Consider the following 21,489-nt stretch of genomic DNA (forward strand, 5'->3'; position numbering starts at 1 on the left):
GAGGGCGCGGCGGATCTCGCCACAATGCGCGCCAATCCAAAACTGCCTCCGTTGACGCCATGTCTGTCTTGCTGCGCCTCACCGCGATCGCCTGCCTGCTGTCTCCGCTGTTGCTTCCTGCCCCCGTCGAGGCGGCGACCCGGGTGGCCGGTGGCGAGGACGGTTGGTCGCAACGCGTGGCGCGCGACTGGGCGCCGCGCGCCGACGCCGCGCAGCAGGCGTTGGGCGAGCTGCTGCAGCGGCACTATGGCCCGCTCGCCGGCTTGGCCCTGCCCGCGCTGACTCTGCAGACCGCGCCCAGGGCCAGCCTGCCGCCCGAGGCGGGCACGCCGGTTTTGCTGGAGGCCGGTCTGGCCGAGTCCGAACTGCGCGAGCGCGCGCTGCTGCGGCCGTTGCGCCAGCAGGCGCTGGCGGTGCTGCAAGCGCTGGCCGGCCAGTCCGGCGAACCCGACTGGCTGGTCTGGGCGCTGGCCGACGCGTTGGCGCGCGAAGCCGTTGCCGCGCTGGCGCTGCCCGCGCTGCCGGACGGCGAGGCCGAGCCGCCGCTGACCCGCTCGCCAGGGCGGGACGCGCGCGCGGTGGAACGCCAGCTGCAGGCCCAGCAGCGCGCGCGCCTGGCGCTGCGCTCGGGGCGCGAGGCGGTGGACCTGCTGCGCGCGCGCCTGGGCGCCGACTTCCATCCGCGCATGAAGGCCTATCTGCAGGGCCTGGCCAGCGCCGACGCCGCGCGCGACGAACTCTTCGCGCGCCAGTTCGGCCTGCGCGAGGCGGCGCTGATGGCCGAGCTGGAACCCCGCCTGCTCGCCGCGCCGGCGCCCGCCCGGTCCGTGGCCGCGGGCCTGCGCCTGGACGCGCTGCCCGAGGGCGAGCTGTCGGAGAGCCAGCGCGAGGCGCTGCAGCGCTTCAAGGCCGCGGAGCGGCCGCGCGCGCTGGTCTTCGCGCCGGACGGCCGCTGGGGCGTGGGCGAGCGCAGCCCGCGCGCCATCGACCGCGCGCTGCAGGAATGCCAGCAGCGCGGCGGCCAGGGCTGCCGCCTGTTCGCGCTGGACGACGAGGTGCTGCCGCACCCCGATCGGGCCCGCGTGATGGTGCAGATGGGCGGCCATGTCCAGGACGAATTCGCCACCCGCGTCGAGCGCGAATGGCTGGGCGTGGTGCGCCAGGCCGGCGCGCAGTTCGACCACCTGGTCCAGGACGTGCTGCAGGCACGGCTGCAGCGCGATGCGCGCGTCTATGTCGGCGCCGGTGTTGAGGACTACGAGCAGATCCTGCAGCAGGACATGGGCCTGAATGCCGAGCGCGCGGAGCTGCAGGGCGAGGTCAGCGGCGGCCTGTCCAACAGCCGCGGCCAGATCGCGCTGAAATTCACGCCGCGCCAGACACGCGCCGCCGCCTATGAGATGGCGGTCAAGACCACGCTGCACGAGCTGACGCACGAGCTGCAGAAGCAGCTGGACCACAACCACGCCGGCTTCCGCCCGCCGGTGTGGCTGCGCGAGGGCACGGCCGACCTGATGGCCTACCGGCTCGCGGCGCGGGTGCGCATCGAAGACACGCCCGCCGAGGCTCTGCGCAACTGGCGCGAGCGCAACCTGGACTGGTGGCGCCAGGGCAACCGCAGCGGCCTGACGCCGGACGAGGTGGCCACGGCGCGCCCCGCGGACTGGACCCGGCTGATGAAGGAGCGCCGCGGCCCCTACCAGATGGCCGGGCTGATGAGCCTGTACCTGCAGGCCTTGTGCGGCGAGCGCTTCCTGCCAGCCTGGGTGGCCTACTACCGGCTCGCCGGGCAGAAAGGGCAGAGCGCGGCCCAGGCCTTTGAGCAGAGCTTCGGCCTCGGCGAGGCCGAGTTCCTGGCCGACTTCAAGCGCTGGCTGGCCCTGCAGTAGCGCGGCGGCCGGGCGCCAGGATTCAGAAAAGAAGTTCTAGACAATTTTTTCTAGAAAAGATATTCTGAATGCATGACGACACCTCTGCCCAAACCCACCGCCGCCGAGCTGGACCTGCTGCAGGTGCTCTGGCGCACCGGCCCGGTCTCGGCGCGCCAGGCGCATGAGGCGCTGCGCGAGGAGCGGCCCGACATCAGCGAGGCCAATGTGCTGCGCCAGCTGCAGCTGATGCATGCCAAGGGCCTGCTGACGCGCGACGAGGGCCAGCGCCCGCATGTGTACGCGGCCGCCCATGCCCAGGACAAGCTGCAGAACCAGCTGCTCAAGGACGTGGTCGCCAAGCTCTTCGCTGGCTCCGGCAAGGCCTTGGTGATGACCGCGCTGCGCACCCAGGTCAGCAAGAAGGAGCGCGAGGAGATCGCCCGCTACCTGAGCGGCGCGGACGACGAGCCGGGCGGGGAGCGCCGTTCATGAGCGCCGCCGAGCTGGTGAAGCCGCTCAGCGAGACCCTGCTGCACCTGTCCTGGCAGCTGGGGCTGCTGGGCCTGCTGGCCGCGCTGCTGCTGCGCGTGCTGCACCGGCGCAGCGCGCAGCTGCGCTATGCGCTGTGCACGGCGGCGCTGCTGCTGAGCCTGCTGCTCGCGGCGCTGCAGCTGGGCGCGCGCTGGTCGGCGACGGAAGGGCTGGCCCTGCCGGCTGCCGCGGTGGCGCATCTGGAGATCCCCGCAGCGCCGCAGGCGGCCTTGCCGCTGCGCGCCGACGCGGTCGGTGACGAGACCGAGCCGCTGCCCGTGGCGCCGGTCTGGCGTTTCTGGCTGGTGGCCGCCTGGGCCGGCGGCGTGGTGCTGATGGCGCTGCGCCTGGTGGCCGGGTTGCTGTGCGTGGCGCGCTGGCGCCGCGCCGCGCGGCCCGCGCCGCCCGCGTGGCAGGCGCGGCTGGACCGGCTGGCCGCCGCGATGGGCCTGCGCCGCCCGGTCGTGCTGGCCCTGCTGCCCGAGGGCCAGCAAGGGCACAGCCCCTTCACCGTGGGCGGCTGGCGTCCGGTGGTGTTGATGCCGGCGGCGCTGCTCAGTGGCATGCCGGTCGCGCTGCTGGAAGCGCTGCTGGCCCATGAACTGGCCCATGTGCGGCGCTGGGACTACCTGGCCCAGCTGCTGCAGCGCGTGGTCGAGGCCTTGCTGTTCTTCCATCCGGCGATCTGGTGGTTGTCGCGCCGCCTGCGCGTGGAGCGCGAGCTGGTGGCCGACGCGATTGCGGCGCAATGCCTGGCCTCGCCACGCCAGCTTGCGCTGGCCCTGCAGTCCTTGGCCGAGACCGAGGCGGCACCGGTGCTGGCCCTGGCCGCCGCGGCGCCGCGGGACGGCGAGCTGTTGCAGCGCGTCAAGGCTTTGATCCAGCCACCCCAGGCGCGCCGTGGCGGCCTGCAGCTGGCATCGTCGCTGGGCCTGCTGGCGTTGCTGATGGCGTTGCTGGCGGCGCCGCTGCTGCCCGGCATGCGCGCGGTCGCCGCGCCGGCGCAAGCGGCGGCGGTGGCTCCGTCCGGTGTCGAAGGCGCGGCGGCCGAGCCCGCCTGGAGGCAGGCCCTGTCGCAGGTCGAACTGGCCGCTCCCCGCGTGCTGGTGCAGGACGCCGACAGCGGCGAGGTGCTGCTGGCGCGCGATGCGCAGACCTTGGCGCCGGTGGGCTCGATCAGCAAGCTGATGACGGCGCTGGTCGTGCTGCAGGCGGGGCAGGACTTGACGCAGGAGTTGCGCGTGGGCCGCGAGGAGCTGCGCGAGGCCGCCCACAGCAGCGCCGGCCTGTGGCCCGGGCAGCGCCTGAGCCGCGAGGCGGCGCTACAGCTGATGCTGGTTGCCTCCGACAACCGCGCCGCGCTGCTGCTGGCACGCCACTATCCGGGCGGCCGCGAGGCCTTCGAGCGTGCCATGGTGGCGCAGACGCAGCGTCTGGGCCTGCGCCAGACCCAGCTGGCCCATCCCACCGGCGGCCCGCAGAACAGCCGCGCCAGCGCCGCCGACGTCGCGCGGCTGCTGGAGCTCGCCGCCCAGCAGCCGCAGGTCCGCGAGGCGGCGGGCGCGGCCCAGGCGCGCGTGCTGATCGACGGCCGCGAGCGCGTGTTCGCCAACACCAATCCGCTGCTGGGCGCGCCGGACTGGGACATCCGCCTGTCCAAGACCGGCTACACCTCGGCCGCCGGCGGCTGCCTGGCGGTGCAGATGCGCGCCGCGGGACGGCGGCTCAACGTGGTGCTGCTGGGCACGCCCGAGCTGCATCAGCGCCTGGAGGACCTGCAGCGCATCCAAGACGCGCTGCGCGGCTGATCCTCCGAAGGACGGCGGCCGGTCGCGCCGCCGCGCCTTCCTTGTTTCGTTTCTTCTCCCTCTTTTCCTGAACCGATGCCTGCCGGCACGCCGGCCCTGGATGGGCCGGTGCGCCGCTGCATGGCCGCACGGAGTGTTGTTGATGATGGCCTTGTTCGCGCTGCTTCCCGGCAGTCTTCTCCTGCTCTCACCGGCGGCCGCCCAGCCGGCCGCGCCACCCGCGCCCGAGCGCCTGGACCGCGTGCAGGTCCAGGGCGAGGCCCAGCCGCTGTCCCTGGCGCCGGGCGAGGGCGCGGTCGGCCGCGTCGTCGGCGCCGCCGAACTGCTGCGCATGCGCGACGAGCGCCTGGCCGATGCGCTGCGCCGCCTGCCCGGCGTCCGCATGGCGCCTTCCCGCCCGGGCCAGCCCGAACTGCCCAGCCTGCGCGGCATGGGGGCGGGCCGCACCCAGTTGCTGGTCAACGGTCGCCGCGTGGCGCCGGGCTTCAGCCTGGACGAGATCGCGCCGGAGCAGGTGGCGCGGGTGGAGATCCTGCACAGCGCCGGCGCCAGCCTCAGCGGCGAGGCGCTGGCCGGTAGCATCAACATCGTGCTCAAGCCGGCCGCGCGTCAGGCGGTGCGCCGGCTGCAGGCCGGTCTGGGCCTGCAGTCCGGCCAGCCCAGCGCCCGCGCGCAGTTGCAGCGCGGCGGTTCGTTGGGCGCGGGCTGGAGCGGCGATCTGGTGCTGGGGGCGCAGCAGCGCGAGGCTGCCCCGCGCTTCGAGGACCTGGCCGAGACGCCGACCTCGCTGCAGCGCAGCGAGATGCAGCACCACTTCCGCAGCCGCCAGCTGACGCTGGCGCCGCAGCTCGGATGGAGCGGCGAAGGCGGTCTGGCCTTGGGCTGGCAGAACCGGCTGGAGCAGGTTGAGCTGCGCCGCCGCGTGGACCATGCGCTGGACACCGCCTGGGGCGAGCCGCCCGCGTATCCCCGCCACGAGGAGCGCTACGCGCACCGGCGCCAGGCCTGGCGCAGCGAGCTGGAGGGGCGCTGGAACCCGGCGCCGGGCTGGCAGCTGCAGGGCGCGGCGGGCGTGCAGGGGCTGCTGCAGCGCTCCGACTTCAGCGACCAGGGCTCCGGGCTGGACGACCTGACCCTGGGCCGGCTGCACGAACGCGGCGCACAGGCCTCGGCGACGCTGGGCTGGGAGCCCGACGATTCGCACAGCCTCAGCGCCGGGCTGTCCTGGCTGACGCAGCGGCGAACCGAATCGCGCGACCAGTGGTTGTCCGGGCAGGCGGCGAGCCTGCTGACGCTGCAGGCCGGGCAACGCCGCCTGGCCTGGCATCTGCAGGACGAGTGGACGCTGTCGCCCACGCAACACCTGACCCTGGGCTGGCGCCAGGAGACGCTGGCGCTGGACAGCGAGGACCGGCACCAGCGCCTGCGCTTCGCGCTGCCCTCGCTGCAGTGGCGTTGGCTCACGCCGCTGGGCAGCTGGCGCGGCGGGCTGTCGCGCAGCTTCCGCGCGCCCACGCTGGCCCAGTTGCAGCCGCGTCCGTTCGCCACCACCAACAACAGCGCGCTGGACCCCGACCAACTGGGCAACCCGGCGCTCGCGCCGGAGCGGGCCTGGGCGCTGGACCTGCAGTTCCAGCCCCGGCTCGGCGCCGGCCAACGGCTGAGCCTGGGCGGCTTCGCGCGGCGCGTGGAGCAGCCCATGGTCTCGCTGACGCGGCGCCAGGCCGGCCATCTGGGCGCGCCGCGCTGGGTGCGCATGCCGGTGAACGCGCCGCTGGCCTGGGTGGGTGGGCTGGAGCTTGAATTGCGCTGGCCGCTGCGCCAGGGCTTGAGCCTGGATCTGCAGGCCACGCGCAGCTGGTCGCACCTGCGGGGCGAGGACTGGCGCGGGCTGCGCCTGAGCGAGTTCCGGCCGCTCAGCGCTCAGCTGGGGCTGGAGGGCGCCTGGGGCGAGGGCGGCTCATGGCGGCTCAGCTATGCCTGGAGCCCGGGCGGCTGGACCGCCAACGCGCCCGGCGAGCGCGAGTACAGCCGCGGCGAACAGAAGCTGGACCTGGCGCTGCAGCGGCCGCTGCGCCCGGGCTGGGCGCTGCTGCTGAACCTGGACGGCCTGCTTCAGCGCGCGCCCCTGCAGGGGCACGAAGCCTGGCTGGACGGGCAGCACTACCGGGGCGAATCGCGCGGCCGCGCGGCGCCGACGCTGCGCGTGGGGCTGCAGGGCTCGCTCTGAGCCGCGGACCGGGCTCAGGCCTGGTCCAGCAGCGGGCGCAAGGCCTCGTCCCACTGCGCCAGCTCGTCGCCGTCCAGATGCAGCCAGGCCAGCGCCGCACCATGGTTGTGCGCCCAGTCGGCGTCCTCGTCCAGGCCTTCGTGGCGGCGCATCAGGTGTTCGGCGACCAGCCCGGCGGCGATCAGCGTGCGGATCTCGGGTTCCACCGTCTCGTCACGCAGCGCCTCGAAATCGTGGTGCAGCCGGATCGCGGCCATCAGCTGCGGCGCGAGGTTCCAGACCTTGACCACCAGCGCGCCGACGACCGCATGGTCGGTGCGGTGGTTGGCGTTCTCGGTCGCGATGTAGGGGCGGTCGATGCGCGCGGCGGCCTCCACCATGGTGGCGCCGTAGCCGCGCACGCTCTGCAGCAGCACTGGCATGCCGACATGGCAGAACAGGCCGTGGCTGTACGCCAGGTCGGGCGACATGCCGGGCAACTGGCTGGCGATGAAGCGCATCGCGATCGCGCGCTTGGTGGAGCGTTCCCAGAAGCGCATCAGCTGGGTGCTCTTGACCGGGATGGCATGGCGCAGCAGGAAGTTCGCCATGGTCTGCGCGCTTTCCTCCAGGCCGATGCGGGTCATGGCCACGCCCACGCTGGTGCAGGGCAGGCTGCCCACCGGCAGGTGCAGCGGGCTGTTGGCCAGGCGCAGCAGCGTGGCGGACATCGCCACATCGGCTTCGGCGATGCGCGCCACCTGGTTCAGATCGGGCTCTGCCGTCGCCATCACGGCGCGCAGCTGCTGCAGCAGCTCGGGGCAGGGCGGGATCTGGATCTGGCGCAGCGGGCCGCGGTCGCGGGCGTGTTCGAGTTCTTGCCGTACGGATGAGGTCTTCATGGAGTGGGCCGCCTGCCTGCTGCGGCAGGGCCGATTATGGCCTCCGACCCTCCCCGGGGCCTGCGGCATATTGCCGCCTCCGCGGCTTCGTGCGGCGGCCGAGACGCGCCGTGCCCCGGGTGGACCGGCCGCCGCCTGTACAGTGGGGGTCCGTCCGGTTCACTGCCGCCCCGACTGCCCATGCGCAGCCTGTCTTCGCGATCGTTGCGCTGTTTCCTGGCCTGTGCGCTGACGCTGCAGGTCACGCTGGCGCCCGCCTGGCAGGCCGAGCGGGTGCTGGAGTCGGCCGGGCGCATGTCGCCGCGGGTGCTGACCCAGGCGCGCGCGCTGGTGCAACTGGTGGAGCGCCACAGCGGCGCGGCCGACGAGGCCCGCCTGAAGGCGGCCAACGCCTTCTTCAACCAGCGCATCGCCTTCATGGACGACATGCAGGTCTGGGGCCGCGTCGACTACTGGGCCAGCCCGCTGGAGGCGCTGGACAAGGGCCAGGGCGATTGCGAGGACTACGCGATCGCCAAGTACTTCACCCTGCTGGCCATGGGCGTGCCCGAGGCCCGGCTGCGCATGGTCTATGTGCGCGCGATGTTCCAGGGGCGGCCGCAGGCCCACATGGTGCTGGCCTACTATGCCGAGCCGCAGGCCGAGCCGCTGGTGCTGGACAACCTGGACCCGGAAATCAAGCCCGCCTCGCAGCGCGGCGACCTGCAGCCGGTCTTCAGCTTCAACACCGAGGGCCTCTGGCAGGGCGTGGGCAGCACCTCGGCGGGCGACCCGATGCGGCGGCTGGTGCAGTGGCGCGAGCTGCTGGCCAAGGTCCGCGCGGAGGGCTTTTGATGGATGACGAACGGAGGCCGACCGGTCCGGCCGGCGGAGAATCGCGACCATGTCTTTGATGCGTCAAGTCTTGAGCCTGGTGCTCGCGGCGGTGCTGCTGGCCGTGAGCGGCGGCGTGCTGGTGTCCACGCTGTCCATGCGCTCGCTGCTGCAGACCCAGCTGCAACTGAAGAACAACGACAACGCCAACGCGCTGGCGCTGGCCATGTCGCAGCAGGGCGGCGATGCCGCGCTGATGGCCTTGCTGGTGCAGGCCCAGTTCGACGGCGGCGGCTACCAGAGCCTGCGCTGGCGCGATGCCGCGGGCCAGGTGGCCTTCGAACGCGAATCGCCGGCGCGGCCGCAGCAGGCGCCGGCCTGGTTCGCCCGCCTGGTGCCCATGGCGGTGGCGCCGGGCCTGGCCAAGGTCTCCGACGGCTGGCGGGCCGCCGGCGAGATCGAGGTGCTCAGCCAGACCGGCTATGCACAGGACGCGCTGTGGCGCGGCCTCTGCGAGCTGGCGCTGTGGCTGGGCCTGGTCGGGCTGGCGGCGGGGCTGCTGGCGGCGGCCGTGCTGCGCCAGCTGCGCAAGCCGCTGGCGGCGGCGGTGGCGCAGGCCGATGCCTTGATGCAGGGGCGCTTCGAGACACGGCCTGAATCGCGCGTGCCCGAGCTGCGCCGCCTGGGCCGCGCGATGAATGCGATGGTGGCACGGGTGCAGCAGATGTTCGAAGGCCAGTCGGCCCAGCTGCGCCAGCTGCACCAGCAGCTGCTGTGCGATCCGCTGACCGGGCTGTCGCACCGGCGCCAGTTCATGGCCGAGCTGCAGTCGGCGCGCGAGCGCGATGACGGCCCGGAGCGCGCGACGCTGGTGCTGCTGCGTCTGCAGGATCCCGGCGCGCTGAACCAGCGCCTGGGCCATGAGCTGGTGGACCGCGCGCTGCGCGAAGTGGCCGACGCGCTGCAGGTCTATGCCGAGCGCGCGCGCGGCTGCCTGGCCGGCCGCCTCAATGGTGCGGACTTCGCGCTGTGGCTGCCCGCTGCCGGCGTGGCCGGCGAAACCACCGATGCGCTCGCCCGGCACCTGCGCCCGGCGCTGGCGGCGCTGGACGCGGGGCTGCAGGTGGCCATCGCGGCGGTGGAGCTGCCGCGCGGGCGTTCGCTGGGCGAGCTGCTGAGCCTGGCCGACGCGGCGCTGGCGCGCGCCGAGCAGGGGCAGGGCGCGGTGGTGGTCGACCTGGTGCAGGGCGACGAGGAACGCGCGCTGGCCGGCGGCGAACGCGCCTGGCGCCAGCAGATCGTCGATGCGCTGGAGAGCGGACACAGCCGGCTGGCCGAGTTCCCGCTCATCGACCGGGACGGCCGGCTGCTGCACCTGGAATGCCCGCTGCAGATGCGGCTGCTGCCCGAAGGTCCGATGGAGCCGGCGGCGCGCTGGCTGCCGCTGGCGCTGCGCCACCGGCTCAGCGCCGAGGCCGACCTGAACGCGATCGCGCTGGCCCTGGCCGCCTGCGCGGCCGATGGTCGACCGCGCTGCGTCAACATCGCGACGGCCTCGCTGGCCGAGACCAGCTTCGCGGTGCGTGCCCGCGAGCTGGTGCTGGCCCATCCGGCGGCGGCGCGCGGGCTAGGGCTGGAGGCGGCCGAGCCCGCGGCGCACCAGCACTTCGACGCGCTGCAGGGCTTGGGGCGGCTGCTGCGCCCGCTGGGCGTGCAGCTGGGCCTGGAGCATGCGGGGCCGGACCTGGCGCAGGTGGAGCGCCTGTACGAGGCCGGGCTGGACTATGTGAAGCTGGACGGCGCCGTGGTGCGCGGCGTGGCCGGCGACGCGCAGCGCGCCGCCTTCGTGCGCGGCCTGGTCGCGATGCTGCGCAGCCTGGCGCTGAAGGTGCATGCCGAGGGGATCGACGCGGAAGAAGATGCGCGCGCGCTATGGGAGTGCGGCGTCGACGGCGTCACCGGCCCCTGGGCGACGCGCCGCCACGGCGGCTGAGGCCGGCCGCCGACCAGAGAGGACGGTCGCGCCTAGGCGATGTCCGCGCAGTGCAGCGGATAGCCCTGGCCGGCGCGACGGTCGGCGAAGAAGCGCTGCAGCGCCTCGCGCACGGTGCGGAAGGAAATCTCGTCCCAGGGCACCTCGTCTTCGCGGAACAGCCGCGCTTCCAGCGATTCGGGGCCGGGATCGAACTGCGGCGAGAGCAGCCGGGCGCGATAGAACAAATGGACCTGGCCGACGCGCACCACGTTGAGCACGCAGTACAGGTCCTGCAGCTCGATGCGGGCACCGGCCTCCTCGGCGGTCTCGCGGGCCGCGCCCTCGGCGGTGGTCTCGCCCAGCTCCATGAAGCCGGCCGGCAGGGTCCACTTGCCATAGCGCGGCTCGATCGCGCGCTTGCACAGCAGCACCTGGTCTTCCCAGACGGGCAGCGTGCCGACCACGTTGAGTGGGTTCTCGTAGTGGATGGCGCCGCAGACGGTGCAGGTGGCCCGCTCGCGGTTGTCATCGGCGGGCACGCGGTAGACGATCTGGCCGCCGCAGCTGGGGCAGTACTGGTAGCGCCGGGTCTGGAACATGGGGTCAGTGTAGCGGGCTGCGTGGCATCATTCCGGGCATCCCCATCCACTGCCGTCCGCCACCATCATGGAGCTCTACAACTACTTTCGTTCGTCCGCTTCCTATCGCGTGCGCATCGCGCTGGCGCTGAAGGGGCTGGACTACGACTACAAGCCGGTGCACCTGGCGAAGAACGAGCAGTTCAACGAATCCTATGCGGCGGTCTCGGCGTCGCGCCTGGTGCCGCTGCTCAAGGACGGCGACCACGCGGTGAGCCAGTCGCTGGCCATCATCGAGTACCTGGACGAGACCCATCCGCAGCCGCCGCTGCTGCCCGGCAGCGCGCTCGAGCGCGCCTATGTGCGCGCGCTGGCGCAGGACATCGCCTGCGAGATCCATCCGCTGAACAACCTGCGCGTGCTGCGCTACCTGGTGAAGGACCTGGGCGTCAGCGAGGACAACAAGATCCGCTGGTACCAGCACTGGGTGGAAAGCGGTCTGTCCGTCGTCGAACAACGGTTGCTGCGCGAAGGGCGCAGCGGCCGCTTCTGCCTGGGCGACACGCCCACGCTGGCCGACTGCGTGCTGGTGCCGCAGGTTTTCAACGCGCGCCGCTTCGAGTGCCGGCTGGACCATGTGCCCACCGTGCTGAAGGTCGTCGACCACTGCATGCAGCTGGACGCCTTCGCGAAGACCCAGCCCTCGCAATGCCCGGATGCCGAATGACCGGCCGATGAGTCCCGCGGCGACCGCCTTGCAATCCCACTTGCACCCGGACTGGCTGCGGCCTGACTGGGACGCGCCGCAGGTGCTCGCTTTCATGACCACGCGAGCCGGCGGCGTCAGCGAGGGGCCGTATGCCGGGCTCAATGTCGGCGTTGCGGTCGGCGACCAGCCCCAGGCGGTGCGCAGCAACCGCGAGCGCGTGGCCAGCGCGCTGGGCGCGACGCCGGTCTTCCTGCGCCAGGTGCATGGCGCCGAGGTGCTGCGGTTGCGGCCCGAGCACGGCCAGCCCGGCGCCGAACTGCCGGCCGCCGATGCCAGCGTCAGCACCGATCCGGCGCTGGGCTGCGCGGTGCAGGCCGCCGACTGCCTGCCGGTGCTGTTCGCGGCGCCGGGCGGCGTGGGCGCGGCCCATGCCGGCTGGCGCGGCCTTGCGGCTGGCGTGCTGGAGAACACGCTGCGCGCGCTGTGCGAGGCCGCGCACTGCGCGCCCGCGCAGGTGCATGCCTGGCTGGGGGCCTGCATCGGCCCCGAGGCCTTCGAGGTGGGGGAGGATGTGCTGCGGGCCTTCGGGTGCGCACCGCGCCACGAGGATCAGCCGCTGTTCGCGTTCCGGCCCGATGCGGCCGGGCGGGCGCGCTGGCGCGCGGACCTGGCCGGCCTGGCGCGCCAGCGGCTGTCGATGCTGGGGCTGGCCTCGGTCGGCGGTGGCGGCTGGTGCACGGTCAGCGAGGCGTCACGGTTCTTCTCGTTCCGCCGCGAGCCCCCGGGCGGGCGCATGGTCGCCGTGATCCGGCTGCGCGGATGAATCCTGCAGCGCCTGCTGCTCGGCGCGCCGGCGCGCGCGGCGCCGCTGCGGCGTGCCCATCAGGTAGAGCACGATGGACAGCGGCAACAGCCCGTACAGCAGCAGCGTGAAAAAGGCGCCCAGCAGCGTGCCCTGCGGGCTCATGGCCTCGGCCGCGGCCATCATCAGCACCACATACATCCAAGCGATCGCAACCAGATACATGGCAGGCGGGCTCCTCGCGGCCGCGCGCGGGCATGTCACGCGCGGGTAAGCTTGGCCCTATAAAAAGTGCCAAGCATAGGCCAAGCGCCGCGCTCAGCGGCGTCGCCGGCTGTGGCAAGCTGCGGACCGGGACGCCACGCGACGAGGAAACCATGACTGCTCACAACCCTGCCGCCGCCGCCGAAGCCATGATGGCCCAGGCCGCCGACCTGGCCGAACGCGCCAGCCAGAACGCCGCCCAGATGAGCCACGAGTTTGGCGACGCGATGCGCCAGCTGGCCGGCCTGCAGATTCCGCTGGAGCGCTGGAACGAACTGCAGCAGGACTACCTCAGCCAGGCCGGCGCGCTGTGGAGCCAGGCGCTGGGCGAGCCCGGCGCGGCCGCCGCCAAGCTGGGCGACCGCCGCTTCGCCGACGCGTCCTGGTCGGACAACCCGCTGGCCAGCTTCACCGCGCAGCTCTATCTGCTGAACGCGCGCACGCTGCAGCGCATGGCCGAGCAGGTGCAGGGCGACGAGAAGACGCGCGCGCGCATCCGCTTCGCGGTGCAGCAGTTCGTCGACGCCGCCGCGCCCAGCAACTTCCTGGCGCTGAACCCCGAGGCCCAGCAACTGGCGCTGAAGACCCAGGGCGAGAGCATCGCGCGTGGCATGCAGCTGCTGATGGCGGACATCCAGCGCGGCCATGTCTCGCAGACCGACGAAAGCGCCTTCGAGGTCGGCCGCAACGTCGCCACCACCGAGGGCTCGGTGGTGTTCGAGAACGAGTTCTTCCAGCTGCTGGAATACAAGCCGCTGACCGCGCAGGTGTACGAGCGGCCCTTCCTGATGGTGCCGCCCTGCATCAACAAGTTCTACATCCTGGACCTGCAGCCGGACAACTCGCTGATCCGCTACGCCGTGGAGCAGGGGCACCGCACCTTTGTGCTGAGCTGGCGCAACCCGGACGAGGGCTGCAAGCACTGGACCTGGGACGACTATGTCGAACAGGCGGTGATCAAAGCCATCGAGGTGGTGCGCGAGATCAGCGGCGCGAAGACGATCAACACGTTGGGCTTCTGCGTGGGCGGCACCTTGCTGGCCACCGCGCTGGGCGTGCTGGCCGCGCGCGGCGAGCAGCCGGCGCAGAGCCTGACGCTGCTGACCACGCTGATCGACTTCAGCAGCAATGGCGTGCTGGACCTGTTCATCGACGAGAACCTGGTGCGCATGCGCGAGATGACGCTGGGCGCGCAGTCGCCGCGCGGCCCCGGGCTGCTGGCCGGCAAGGAGCTGGCCACGACCTTCAGCTTCCTGCGCCCCAACGACCTGGTGTGGAACTACGTGGTCGGCAACTACCTGAAAGGCGAGGCACCGCCCGCCTTCGACCTGCTCTACTGGAACGGTGACTCGACCAATCTGCCCGGGCCCATGTATTGCTGGTATCTGCGCCATACCTATCTGCAGAACGAGCTGAAGAAGCCGGGCGCGCTGACCGTGTGTGGCGAGGCGCTGGACCTGGGCGCGATCAAGGCGCCGGTCTACATCTACGGCTCGCGCGAGGATCACATCGTGCCCTGGGACGCCGCTTATCGCAGCACCCAGGTGTTCAAGGGCAAGAAGCGCTTCGTGCTGGGCGCGTCGGGTCATATCGCCGGCGTGATCAATCCGCCCGCCAAGGGCAAGCGCAGCCACTGGATCGCCAAGGGCAGCGCGCTGCCGGCCGAGCACCAGGACTGGCTGGCCGCCGCGCAGGAACACCCGGGCAGCTGGTGGACCGACTGGTCGCAGTGGCTGGCCGCGCAGGCGGGGGCCCGCAAGGCCGCGCCCAAGACACCAGGGAGCCGCAAGTACCCCGCGATCGAGCCCGCGCCGGGCCGCTATGTGAAAGTGAAGGCCTGAGGCCAATCCCCGCATCCCAAGGAGAACCCGATGAGCAGCAAGCAAGACATCGTGATCGTCGCCGCGGCCCGCACCGCGATCGGCAAGTTTGGCGGCACGCTTTCCAAGACGCCCGCGTCGGAACTGGGCGCCACCGTGCTCCGCGAGCTGCTGCGCCGCAGCGGCGTGGACGGCGCGCAGGTCGGCGAGGTCATCCTCGGCCAGGTGCTGCAGGCCGGCTGCGGCCAGAACCCGGCGCGCCAGGCGGTGATCCGTGCCGGCCTGCCCAATGCCGTGCCGGCGATGACCATCAACAAGGTCTGCGGCTCCGGGCTGAAGGCGGTGATGCTGGCGACGCAGGCGCTGCGCGATGGCGACGCCGAAATCGTGATCGCCGGCGGCCAGGAGAACATGAGCCTGTCGCCGCACGTGCTGCAGGGCTCGCGCGAAGGTCAGCGCATGGGCGACTGGAAGATGATCGACTCCATGATCACCGACGGCCTGTGGGACGCCTACAACCACTACCACATGGGCATCACGGCCGAGAACGTGGCCAAGGAGTACGGCGTCAGCCGCGCCGCGCAGGACGAGCTGGCGCTGGAGAGCCAGCGCAAGGCCGCCGCCGCGCAGGACGCGGGCCGCTTCAAGGACGAGATCGTGCCGGTCAGCATCGCGCAGAAGAAGGGCGATCCCCTGCTCTTCGATGCCGACGAATTCATCAACCGCAAGAGCACGGCCGAGGCGCTGGCCGGGCTGCGTCCGGCCTTCGACAAGGCCGGCAGCGTGACCGCCGGCAATGCCTCGGGCCTCAACGACGGCGCCGCCGCGCTGATGCTGATGAGCGCCGCCACCGCGGCGCGCCTGAACCTCACGCCGCTGGCGCGCATCGCCTCCTATGCCAGCGCGGGCCTGGACCCGGCGACCATGGGCATGGGGCCGGTGCCGGCCTCGCGCCGCGCGCTGGAGCGCGCCGGCTGGAAGCCGCAGGACCTGGACCTGCTGGAGATCAACGAGGCCTTCGCCGCCCAGGCCTGCGCGGTGCACCAGCAGATGGGCTGGGACACGAGCAAGGTCAACGTCAATGGCGGCGCGATCGCGCTGGGCCATCCCATCGGCGCGTCGGGCGCGCGCATCCTCGTGACGCTGGTGCACGAGATGATCAAGCGCGACGCCAAGAAGGGCATCGCCTCGCTGTGCATCGGCGGCGGCATGGGCGTGGCGCTGACGGTGGAGCGCTGAGACCCATCGCGGTGCATCATGGGACTAGGGGGAGCTAGGGGCAACCCGCTTGACCGTTGCCGGTGCAGGCGGGAGGCTCATTGCGAGAACGAAGGGCGGCTCGCGCGGTGCCCGCGCCGCGGGATGCCGGATCCGGACTTTCAGCGAACGCGTCTGTTCAACATCAAAGGCCAGCGTGGCGCAAAGGCGCGGCGCCGACACGGCGGCCTGGAGGCAAGTCATGAGTCAGAAAATTGCATATGTCACCGGCGGTATGGGCGGCATCGGCACCGCCATCTGCCAACGCCTGTTCAAGGACGGGTTCAAGGTCATCGCCGGCTGCGGCCCCAGCCGCGACTACCAGAAGTGGCTGGATGAGCAGAAGGCGCTGGGTTATGTCTTCCACGCCTCGGTGGGCAATGTGGCGGACTGGGACTCCACCGTACAGGCCTTTCAGAAGGCCATCGACGAGCACGGCGCGGTCGACGTGCTGGTCAACAACGCCGGCATCACGCGCGACCGCATGTTCCTGAAGATGACGCCGGACGACTGGAAGGCGGTGATCGATACCAACCTGAACAGCATGTTCAACGTCACCAAACAGGTGGTGCCGGGCATGGTGGAGAAGGGCTGGGGCCGCATCATCCAGATCAGCTCGGTGAACGGCGAGAAGGGCCAGGCCGGGCAGACCAACTACTCGGCCGCCAAGGCCGGCATGCATGGCTTCACGATGGCGCTGGCGCAGGAGCTGGCCAGCAAGGGCGTGACGGTCAACACCGTGAGTCCCGGCTACATCGGGACCGACATGGTGCGGTCGATCAAGCCCGAGATCCTCGAAAAGATCGTTTCCACCATCCCGGTGCGCCGGCTCGGCACGCCCGAGGAGATCGGCTCCATCGTCGCCTGGCTGGCCGGCGACGACAGCGGCTTCACGACCGGCGCAGACTTCAGCTGCAACGGCGGCCTGCACATGGGGTGAGCGCCACCGCTTCGCCCTGGCTGTCGGCGCAGGGACTCGCGGCCTCCCGGGGCGGGACGCCGCTGTTCCGTGACCTGGACTTCGAGCTGGTGCCCGGGCTCAGCCTGGTGCTGGGCGGCGAGGGGCGCGGCAAGACCACGCTGCTGAGCGTGCTGGCCGGCGAGCAGCCGCCCGACGCGGGCGTGCTGCGGCGCCATGTGCCGCTGCAGCCCCTCTACGTCCAGCCCGAGTCGCCGCAGCACGACGCGCAGCGCGCACGTGACTGGCTGGCGCAATGCCGCGAGCGGCAGCCGCGCTGGTCGACGCCCAGCGCGGACGCGCTGGTCCAGGCCTTCGCGCTGCAGGAGCATCTGGACAAGCAGATGCACATGCTGTCGGCCGGCAGCCGGCGCAAGCTGGGCCTGCTCGCCGCGGCGGCCAGCGGCGCCGGCCTGGTGCTGCTGGACACGCCCTTCGCGGCGCTGGACGGCCGGTCGCGCGCGGTGCTGGTCGAGCTGTTGCGCGAGGCCTGCGCGAGCCGCGATCAGGTCTGGGTGCTGGCCGACTATGTGAGGCCCGCGGGCCTGGACCCGCGGGATTTCGCGCTGCATCTGGACCTGGGCGACTGAACGCCCGCGCGGGGCTACAGCGTGTACAGCCCCTGGGCCTCGGGCTGGAAGGCCAGCTCGGCGATGCGCGCTTCGCGCTGCTCTCCGCCGGGCAGGGTCCAGCAGGCCAGTTCACCGACACGCCGGCCCAGCAGGCCCGCGCCCAGCGGCGACAGCACCGAGACCTGGCCGGCGGCCGGCGCGGTCTGGTCGGGGTAGCACAGGGTCAGCTGCTGGCGCTGGCCGCTGTCCTCATGCGCCAGCACGACGCGCGAATGCATGGTGACGACGTCGGCGGGCATCTCCTGCGGTTCGTAGAGGTCGTAGTCGTCCAGCAGCTCGCGCAGCGCGGCGGGCATGCGGCCCTGGCCCAGTTTCTTGAGGCGGGCGAAATCCAGCGTGCTCAGCACGCGTTCCTGCGGCGGAACGGGGTCCTTGCGGTGATGCATGGGCATCCTCCTGTGCGGCGCTCGCGCGGAGCGCCAGGGTCATCGCGCGGAGTGGGGGCCCGGCGATGAGGAGTTGCGCAACAAGAGGTGCTGGGGATCGCCGGGCTCAGGAATGTGCGGCCGGCGTGCGCAGCGGGGCCGCGCTCCACACGAAGCGCCAGGCCAGTGCGCGCGCGCCTCGCAGCGGCAGGCTGCAGGCGGCGGAGGCGGACGAGGGCAAGGCGGGGTGGATGGACACGATGGCTGGGGTCAAAGCCGTGGCCGCAGTATCGGCCAGCCCGGCGCGCCGGGCAAGCCGCGCACAGCAAGCGCCGAAGCCACGGCCGGCGGCGCTATGCTCGGCGCCTTGTCACGAGACCGTCATTTGCAAAGGGAGTCTTCATGTCCGGTTCCGCCTGGTCCTTTCCCCTGCGTGCATGCGCGCTGGCCGTTCCGCTGATGCTGGGGGCGTGCGCCTCGAGCGGCGGCAAGTCGGGCGATGCGGCGGCGGCCCCGTCGCGTGGTGAGCAGACCGGGGCGCAGGTCGCCCAGGCGGTGACGGCGCCACTGGGCGACCTCAACATCGTCCGTGCCGAGATCCCGCCGGTGCTGAAGGCCGCGCAGAAAGGGCCTTACGAACTGCCCGCGGACCGCAGCTGCGCGGCTCTGCTGGCCCAGGTGAAGGCGCTGGATGCGGTGCTGGGCGCGGACCTGGACGTGCCGCCGTCGGCCGGCCAGCCCAGCCTGCTGGAGCGCGGCACCGATGCGGCCGGCAGCGCGGCCGTCAGCGCGGTGCGCAACACCACCGAGGGTGTCGTGCCCTTCCGCGGCTGGGTGCGCAAGCTGACCGGCGCGGAGCGCTACGCCCGAGAGGTGAACGGCGCGATCGCCGCCGGCACGGTGCGGCGCGCCTACCTGAAGGGCCTGGGCCAGGCCGCCGGCTGCGAGCCGCCCGCGGCGCCGCGCGTGTCGGCGCCCGCGCAGGCGGCCAGCGCCGTGCAGCAGCCGTCCTGAACGCCGGACTCGGGGCCAGCGCGCCCCGGGCGCGGCCATGCGCGTTGTACGGGGAGGGCTCAGCCCTTGATCTGCAGCAGGCGCGAGATGCTCTGGGCGGCGTCCAGCAGTCGCGGCAGCGCCAGCTGCAGCAGCTGATCGGGCGGCGTGCGCGTGACCTGGGCGCCGACGTTCAGCGCCGCGATCACCTGGCCGTCGCGGCCGGTGATGGGCGTGGCCAGCGAGACCAGGCCTTCTTCGAGTTCCTGGTCCACCAGGCACCAGCCCTGTTCGCGCGCCTGCGCGATGCGCTCGCGCAGCTGGGCCTCGTCGCGCACGGTGCGCGCGGTGAGCGGCTCGTAGTGCACCTGGGCCAGGTGCAGGTCCAGCGCCTCGGGCGGCAGGCCCGCGAGCAGCACGCGGCCCATGGAGGTGCACCAGGCGGGCAGCCGGCTGCCCACGCCCAGGTTGATGCTCATGATCTTGCGCGCCGGGACGCGCAGCACATAGACGATGTCCTCGCCTTCCAGCACGGCGGCGGAGCAGGACTCCTTCAGCTCCGAGGCCAGCTGCTGCATCAGGGGTTCGGCGAACTGCCACAGCGGCTGCGAGGACAGGTAGGCAAAGCCCAGGTCCAGGATCTTGGGCGTGAGCGAGAACAGCCGGCCATCGGCACGCACATAGCCCAGGGTCTGCAGGGTCAGCAGGATGCGCCGCGCTCCGGCGCGCGTGAGGCCGCAGTGCTTGGCCACCTCGGTGAGGGTCTGGCGCGGCGCCTGGGCATTGAAGGCACGTATCACCGCCAGGCCACGGGCGAAGGACTGCACATAGTGGTCGCCGGGCTTCAGGTCCTCGGCGTCGGCGGCGGGGCGGACACTCATGCGCCGCAGTATAGGCAGCGCGCACGCGCGGGCGGCCTGGCGTTTCCTTGAGAGAAACTCTCTCAAATCACTGTCTCGGTTCCTCATCGCGGGGCGCTAACATGCCGCCCCATTGTTCCCATTGGAGATTCTGAACATGGCCATGGACGTGGTGGACTACGAAATCAAGGGCGCCGAAATGCAGTTCGTCGAGGTCGAGCTCGACCCAGGCGAGGCCGCGATCGGCGAGGCCGGCAGCATGATGTTCATGGACGCCGGCATCGCGATGGACACGGTGTTCGGCGATGGCTCCAAGCAGCAGGGCGGCTTCTTCGGCAAGCTGCTGGGCGCCGGCAAGCGCCTGGTCACCGGCGAATCGCTGTTCACGACCATCTACACCAACAATGCCGCCGGCAAGCAGCGCGTGGCCTTCGCGGCGCCCTATCCGGGCAAGATCCTGCCCATGGACCTGGGCAAGCTCGGCGGCACGCTGATCTGCCAGAAGGACGCCTTCCTGTGCGCGGCGCGCGGCGTTTCGCTGGGCATCGCGATCCAGCAAAAGCTCAGCACCGGCTTCTTCGGCGGCGAGGGTTTCATCATGCAGAAGCTCGAAGGCGATGGCCTGGCCTTCGTGCACGCCGGCGGCACCGTGGTGCGCCGCACGCTGCAGCCGGGGCAGACCGTGCTGGTGGACACCGGCTGCGTGGTCGCCTACACGCCCAGCGTGAACTTTGAGATCCAGTACGTCGGCAAGATCAAGACCGCGCTGTTCGGGGGCGAGGGCTTGTTCCTGGCCAAGCTGACCGGCCCGGGCGAGGTCTGGCTGCAGAGCCTGCCGTTCTCGCGACTGGCCTCGCGCATCTTCGCCGCGGCGCCGCAGACCGGCGGCGGCGGACGCGAGGAGGGCTCGCTGCTGGGGGGCTTCGCGGCCGGTGGCCTGCTCGGCGGCGTGTTGGGCGGCGACGACGAATAAGACCGCCATTGACGCCGGTCATGGCCCGCCTCCCGGTGGTGGCAGGGCCGGCGTCTACACTCTCGTTACCGCGCCGGCCGCATTCCTTCCGGGCCGGCGCCGGTTTTCGAGAAAGTTGTTCCCCATGTCTTGCATGAACAGCCGGTCCGGCGGCCGTCCCCGTATTGCCGCAGCCTGGATCGCGGGCCTGCTCTTGGGCTTGAGTGCCTGGTCGGCCCAGGCCGCGCCGCCCGCCCAACGTCCGATCTTTGTGCTCAATTCGCTCGATGCGGATGTCAGCGTGATCGACCCGGTCAGCTTCCAGCAGGTCAAGCGCATACCGACGGGCAAGGAGCCCCACCACCTCTACCTGACGCCGGACAACAAGTCCATGATCGTCGCGAACGCGCTGGGCGATTCGCTGACCTTCATCGATCCGGTCACGGCCGAGGTGCAGCGCACGCTGCGCGGCATCGTCGACCCCTACCATCTGCGCTTCTCGCCAGATATGAAGTGGTTCGTCACCGCCGGCAACCGGCTGGACCATGTGGACCTCTATCTGTGGCAGCCCACCAATGCGGAGCAGCCGCTGAAGCTGGTCAAGCGCATCTCCGCGCCCAAGACGCCCAGCCATCTGGCGATCGACACGCGCAGCTCCGTGGTCTACGTGAGCCTGCAGGACAGCAACGAACTGCTCGCCGTGGACCTGGCCACCCAGGCGGTGCGCTGGAAGGTGCCGGTGGGGCAGATGCCGGCCGACATCTATCTGACGCCTGACGACAAGCACCTGCTGGTCGCGCTGACCGGCGACAAGATGGTCGAGGTCTACGAAGTCGGCGGCCTGGCCCAGCCGCGCCTGGTCAAGCGCCTGCCCACCGGCGATGGCGCCCATTCCTTCCGCGCCTGGGGCGACAAGCGCCATGTGCTGGTCTCCAACCGCGCCGCCAACACCATCAGCAAGATCGACTTCCAGGCGCTGGCGGTGGTGGACGAGTTCCGCGCCCCCGGCGGTCCCGACGACATGGAGATCCTGCCCGACGGCCGCACGCTGATCTACACCTCGCGCTGGGCGCGCAAGCTGACCATGATGGACCTGCAGACCAAGAAGGTGCTGCAGCAGGTCAAGGTGGGCAAGTCGCCGCACGGCGTCTGGACCCTGGACCACGTGTCGCGCCAGTGAGTCTGACGCG

Annotated in this window: 20 protein-coding genes; 15 read left to right on the forward strand and 5 right to left on the reverse strand. The window is 71.7% G+C overall.

The annotated features are described in order from the left end of the window. The first annotated feature begins 59 nt into the window (after positions 1 to 59). From LZ017_RS10795 to LZ017_RS10810, 4 genes are all read left to right on the forward strand, one after another. The gene (locus LZ017_RS10795) at positions 60 to 1,889 is read left to right on the forward strand and encodes a DUF4189 domain-containing protein (protein WP_241396827.1); all 1,830 of its coding nucleotides are present in this window, start codon (positions 60 to 62) and stop codon (positions 1,887 to 1,889) included. A gap of 72 nt (positions 1,890 to 1,961) precedes the next feature. Beyond that, entirely contained in the window at positions 1,962 to 2,363 is a 402-nt protein-coding gene (locus LZ017_RS10800; protein ID WP_241396828.1) for a BlaI/MecI/CopY family transcriptional regulator, read from the forward strand. Next, complete coding sequence (locus tag LZ017_RS10805; protein ID WP_241396829.1) at positions 2,360 to 4,210, forward strand: M56 family metallopeptidase; 1,851 nt, start codon at positions 2,360 to 2,362, stop codon at positions 4,208 to 4,210. Before LZ017_RS10800 ends, LZ017_RS10805 begins: the two co-directional genes overlap by 4 nt. Before the next feature lie 142 nt (positions 4,211 to 4,352). After that, positions 4,353 to 6,440, forward strand: coding sequence for a TonB-dependent siderophore receptor (locus tag LZ017_RS10810; RefSeq protein WP_241396830.1), 2,088 nt, complete (start codon positions 4,353 to 4,355; stop codon positions 6,438 to 6,440). A gap of 14 nt (positions 6,441 to 6,454) precedes the next feature. Here LZ017_RS10810 and LZ017_RS10815 read toward each other — a convergent pair whose 3' ends face one another. After that, positions 6,455 to 7,321: an HDOD domain-containing protein gene (locus LZ017_RS10815; protein ID WP_241396831.1), complete on the reverse strand. Its 867-nt coding sequence runs from the start codon at positions 7,319 to 7,321 to the stop codon at positions 6,455 to 6,457. A gap of 180 nt (positions 7,322 to 7,501) precedes the next feature. Here LZ017_RS10815 and LZ017_RS10820 point away from each other — a divergent pair, with 180 nt between their 5' ends. Both LZ017_RS10820 and LZ017_RS10825 read left to right on the forward strand, forming a co-directional pair. Continuing rightward, entirely contained in the window at positions 7,502 to 8,155 is a 654-nt protein-coding gene (locus LZ017_RS10820) for a transglutaminase-like cysteine peptidase (RefSeq protein WP_241396832.1), read from the forward strand. Positions 8,156 to 8,204: 49 nt separating this feature from the next. Beyond that, positions 8,205 to 10,127, forward strand: a complete 1,923-nt coding sequence (locus LZ017_RS10825) for a LapD/MoxY N-terminal periplasmic domain-containing protein (RefSeq protein ID WP_241396833.1) — start codon at positions 8,205 to 8,207, stop codon at positions 10,125 to 10,127. Between the two features lie 32 nt (positions 10,128 to 10,159). Here LZ017_RS10825 and LZ017_RS10830 read toward each other — a convergent pair whose 3' ends face one another. Further along, the gene (locus LZ017_RS10830; protein ID WP_241396834.1) at positions 10,160 to 10,708 is read right to left on the reverse strand and encodes an NUDIX hydrolase; all 549 of its coding nucleotides are present in this window, start codon (positions 10,706 to 10,708) and stop codon (positions 10,160 to 10,162) included. 67 nt (positions 10,709 to 10,775) lie between these two features. Here LZ017_RS10830 and maiA point away from each other — a divergent pair, with 67 nt between their 5' ends. After that, complete coding sequence (gene maiA, locus LZ017_RS10835; protein WP_241396835.1) at positions 10,776 to 11,414, forward strand: maleylacetoacetate isomerase; 639 nt, start codon at positions 10,776 to 10,778, stop codon at positions 11,412 to 11,414. Between the two features lie 94 nt (positions 11,415 to 11,508). Then, the gene (gene pgeF, locus LZ017_RS10840; protein ID WP_241396836.1) at positions 11,509 to 12,219 is read left to right on the forward strand and encodes a peptidoglycan editing factor PgeF; all 711 of its coding nucleotides are present in this window, start codon (positions 11,509 to 11,511) and stop codon (positions 12,217 to 12,219) included. Here the strand turns inward: pgeF and LZ017_RS10845 are convergent. Next, positions 12,148 to 12,423: a hypothetical protein gene (locus tag LZ017_RS10845; protein ID WP_241396837.1), complete on the reverse strand. Its 276-nt coding sequence runs from the start codon at positions 12,421 to 12,423 to the stop codon at positions 12,148 to 12,150. The genes pgeF and LZ017_RS10845 overlap by 72 nt on opposite strands. Before the next feature lie 152 nt (positions 12,424 to 12,575). On the opposite strand from LZ017_RS10845, the gene phaC reads away from it, so the two are divergent. From phaC to LZ017_RS10865, 4 genes are all read left to right on the forward strand, one after another. Then, positions 12,576 to 14,303, forward strand: coding sequence for a class I poly(R)-hydroxyalkanoic acid synthase (gene phaC / locus LZ017_RS10850; RefSeq protein WP_374109909.1), 1,728 nt, complete (start codon positions 12,576 to 12,578; stop codon positions 14,301 to 14,303). 30 nt (positions 14,304 to 14,333) lie between these two features. Beyond that, positions 14,334 to 15,521 carry an acetyl-CoA C-acetyltransferase gene (locus LZ017_RS10855; RefSeq protein WP_241396838.1) on the forward strand — a complete coding sequence of 396 codons (1,188 nt, stop codon included), beginning with the start codon at positions 14,334 to 14,336 and terminating at the stop codon, positions 15,519 to 15,521. Positions 15,522 to 15,741: 220 nt separating this feature from the next. Then, positions 15,742 to 16,479, forward strand: coding sequence for an acetoacetyl-CoA reductase (gene phbB, locus LZ017_RS10860; RefSeq protein ID WP_241396839.1), 738 nt, complete (start codon positions 15,742 to 15,744; stop codon positions 16,477 to 16,479). After that, positions 16,476 to 17,087 (forward strand): ATP-binding cassette domain-containing protein, encoded by a 612-nt coding sequence (locus tag LZ017_RS10865; RefSeq protein WP_241396840.1) that lies wholly within the window; start codon positions 16,476 to 16,478, stop codon positions 17,085 to 17,087. The genes phbB and LZ017_RS10865 overlap by 4 nt, the downstream gene beginning before the upstream one ends. 14 nt (positions 17,088 to 17,101) lie before the next feature. Here LZ017_RS10865 and LZ017_RS10870 read toward each other — a convergent pair whose 3' ends face one another. Continuing rightward, positions 17,102 to 17,515 carry a GreA/GreB family elongation factor gene (locus LZ017_RS10870; RefSeq protein ID WP_241396841.1) on the reverse strand — a complete coding sequence of 138 codons (414 nt, stop codon included), beginning with the start codon at positions 17,513 to 17,515 and terminating at the stop codon, positions 17,102 to 17,104. Positions 17,516 to 17,896: 381 nt separating this feature from the next. Here LZ017_RS10870 and LZ017_RS10875 point away from each other — a divergent pair, with 381 nt between their 5' ends. Further along, on the forward strand, positions 17,897 to 18,508 hold the full coding sequence (locus LZ017_RS10875) for a hypothetical protein (protein ID WP_241396842.1): 612 nt from the start codon (positions 17,897 to 17,899) through the stop codon (positions 18,506 to 18,508). Positions 18,509 to 18,567: 59 nt separating this feature from the next. On the opposite strand, the gene LZ017_RS10880 is transcribed toward LZ017_RS10875, so the two are convergent. Beyond that, positions 18,568 to 19,368: an IclR family transcriptional regulator C-terminal domain-containing protein gene (locus LZ017_RS10880; protein WP_241396843.1), complete on the reverse strand. Its 801-nt coding sequence runs from the start codon at positions 19,366 to 19,368 to the stop codon at positions 18,568 to 18,570. Between the two features lie 136 nt (positions 19,369 to 19,504). On the opposite strand from LZ017_RS10880, the gene LZ017_RS10885 reads away from it, so the two are divergent. Together LZ017_RS10885 and LZ017_RS10890 are read left to right on the forward strand one after the other, a co-directional pair. Further along, the gene (locus LZ017_RS10885; protein WP_241396844.1) at positions 19,505 to 20,320 is read left to right on the forward strand and encodes a TIGR00266 family protein; all 816 of its coding nucleotides are present in this window, start codon (positions 19,505 to 19,507) and stop codon (positions 20,318 to 20,320) included. 133 nt (positions 20,321 to 20,453) lie between these two features. Continuing rightward, entirely contained in the window at positions 20,454 to 21,479 is a 1,026-nt protein-coding gene (locus tag LZ017_RS10890) for a YncE family protein (RefSeq protein WP_241396845.1), read from the forward strand. Positions 21,480 to 21,489: the final 10 nt, after the last annotated feature.

This window comes from Pelomonas sp. CA6, from assembly GCF_022549225.1.
Lineage (GTDB): Bacteria > Pseudomonadota > Gammaproteobacteria > Burkholderiales > Burkholderiaceae_C > Roseateles.